This is a genomic window from Embleya sp. NPDC056575 (assembly GCF_042793325.1).
Classification (GTDB): Bacteria; Actinomycetota; Actinomycetes; order Streptomycetales; family Streptomycetaceae; genus Embleya.
Genome location: NZ_JBHTVA010000157.1, coordinates 1 through 2295, shown reverse-complemented (window position 1 = coordinate 2295; position 2295 = coordinate 1). Strand labels below are relative to the sequence as shown.

General features: G+C 51.2%; 1 rRNA gene (only partly in view). It reads right to left on the bottom strand.

Annotation, left to right across the window (positions count from 1 at the left end):
• A 23S ribosomal RNA gene (locus ACFRCG_RS48340) occupies nt 1–2034 on the bottom strand; its annotated part reaches 358 nt to the left of the window's first position; the annotation flags it as partial.
• Nucleotides 2035–2295: the final 261 nt, after the last annotated feature.

The following is a 2295-nucleotide window of genomic DNA, read 5'->3' as shown; positions in this document are numbered from 1 at the left end:
TAGCTCCGGACAAACCGATTTCAGGGTGAGAGACTGTTAAGAAGAAAAGAGAACTCTGCCCGGGGCCCCCGCCGTCGTCTCCACGTTCAGTTGCGTTGCCGCGCAAAACCCACATCCAGGTGCCGGAATATTGACCGGCTTCCCTTTCGCCAGACGGTGCAAAGTGCACCTTTGAAACGGAGCTTCCCTATGGCTTAGGATCGACTAACCCATGTCCAACCGCTGTTCACATGGAACCTTTCCCCACTTCGGTCCTTCAAGTTCTCATTGAAGTATTTGCTACTACCACCAAGATCTGCACTAGAGGCCGTTCAACCCGGGCTCACGCCCTAGGCTTCGTCACTGACCTCCACGTCCGCCTACTCCTCAGGGCATCGTTTCTACCCTGAGGGCGAGGTATGGGTGAGACGCTTGAGCGCCATCCATTTTCAGGGCTAGTACATTCGGCAGGTGAGTTGTTACACAGTCCTTAGCGGATTCCGACTTCCATGGCCACCGTCCTGCTGTCAAGATGTACTAACACCTTTTGTGGTGTCTGATGAGCGTCTACTCTGGCACCTTAACCTCGCGTTCGGTTCATCCCGCATCGCCAGTTCTGCTTACCAAAAATGGCCCACTAGTGTTGATACATTCGAATGCTCACGTTCAATTAAGCAACAAGAGCTTCTTACATATTTAAAGTTTGAGAATGGATGAAGGCTAAATAGCGCCCCCGAGTCCCTAATCATTCGCTTTACCTCATAAAACTGAGTTCAACACTGCTATCCTGAGGGAAACTTCGGCGGAAACCAGCTACTAGAAGGTTCGATTAGTCTTTCGCCCCCATGCCCATATTTGACGATCGATTTGCACGTCAGAACCGCTGCGAGCCTCCACCAGAGTTTCCTCTGGCTTCACCCTATACAGGCATAGTTCACCTTCTTTCGGGTCCGGCCCCGTATGCTCTTACTCAAATCCATCCGAGAACATCAGGATCGGTCGATGATGCGCCGAAGCTCTCACCTGCGTTCACTTTCATTACGCGTAGGGGTTTGACACCCGAACACTCGCATACGAAGACGACTCCTTGGTCCGTGTTTCAAGACGGGTCGTTGATGACCATTACGCCAGCATCCTTGCAGATGCGCGAACCTCAGTCCCCGCCAGGGTATTACACAACGGGCTATAACACTCCCCGAAGAGAGCCACATTCCCGAAGTCTTTATCCCCCGGCGAAAACTGATGCTGGCCTGGACTGGAAAAGTGCACTGGGGAGAACCCCAGATGATTAACCAAGCCCAAGTCTGGTCATAAACGCTTCCCTTTCAACAATTTCACGTACTTTTTAACTCTCTTTTCAAAGTGCTTTTCATCTTTCGATCACTCTACTTGTGCGCTATCGGTCTCTGGCCGGTATTTAGCTTTAGAAGACATATACCTCCCATTTAGAGCAGCATTCCCAAACTACTCGACTCGTCGAAGGAACTTTACAGAGATTTGGCATCCAACCAGACGGGGCTCTCACCCTCTATGGCGTCCCGTTCCAGGGAACTCGGAAGGCACCGCATCAAAAGTATCCTCTACAAATTACAACTCGGGCCCGAGAGCCAGATTTCAAATTTGAGCTGTTGCCGCTTCACTCGCCGTTACTAGGGCAATCCCTGTTGGTTTCTTTTCCTCCGCTTATTGATATGCTTAAGTTCAGCGGGTATTCCTACCTGATCCGAGGTCAACATTCAGAAGTTGGGGTTTAACGGCGTGGCCGCGACGATTACCAGTAACGAGGGTTTTACTACTACGCTATGGAAGCTCGACGTGACCGCCAATCAATTTGGGGAACGCGATTTGACTCGCGAGTCCCAACACCAAGCTGGGCTTGAGGGTTGAAATGACGCTCGAACAGGCATGCCCGCCAGAATACTGGCGGGCGCAATGTGCGTTCAAAGATTCGATGATTCACTGAATTCTGCAATTCACATTACTTATCGCATTTTGCTGCGTTCTTCATTTATGGTTTTACTCAGAAGTTACATATAGAAACAGAGTTTAGGGGTCCTCTGGCGGGCCGTCCCGTTTTACCGGGAGCGGGCTGATCCGCCGAGGCAACAATTGGTATGTTCACAGGGGTTTGGGAGTTGTAAACTCGGTAATGATCCCTCCGCTGGTTCACCAACGGAGACCTTGTTACGACTTTTACTTCCTCTAAATGACCGAGTTTGGAGAGCTTTCCGGCCCTGAGTGGTAGTTGCCCACCTCTCTGGGCCAGTCCGGACGCCTCACTGAGCCATTCAATCGGTAGTAGCGACGGGCGGTGTG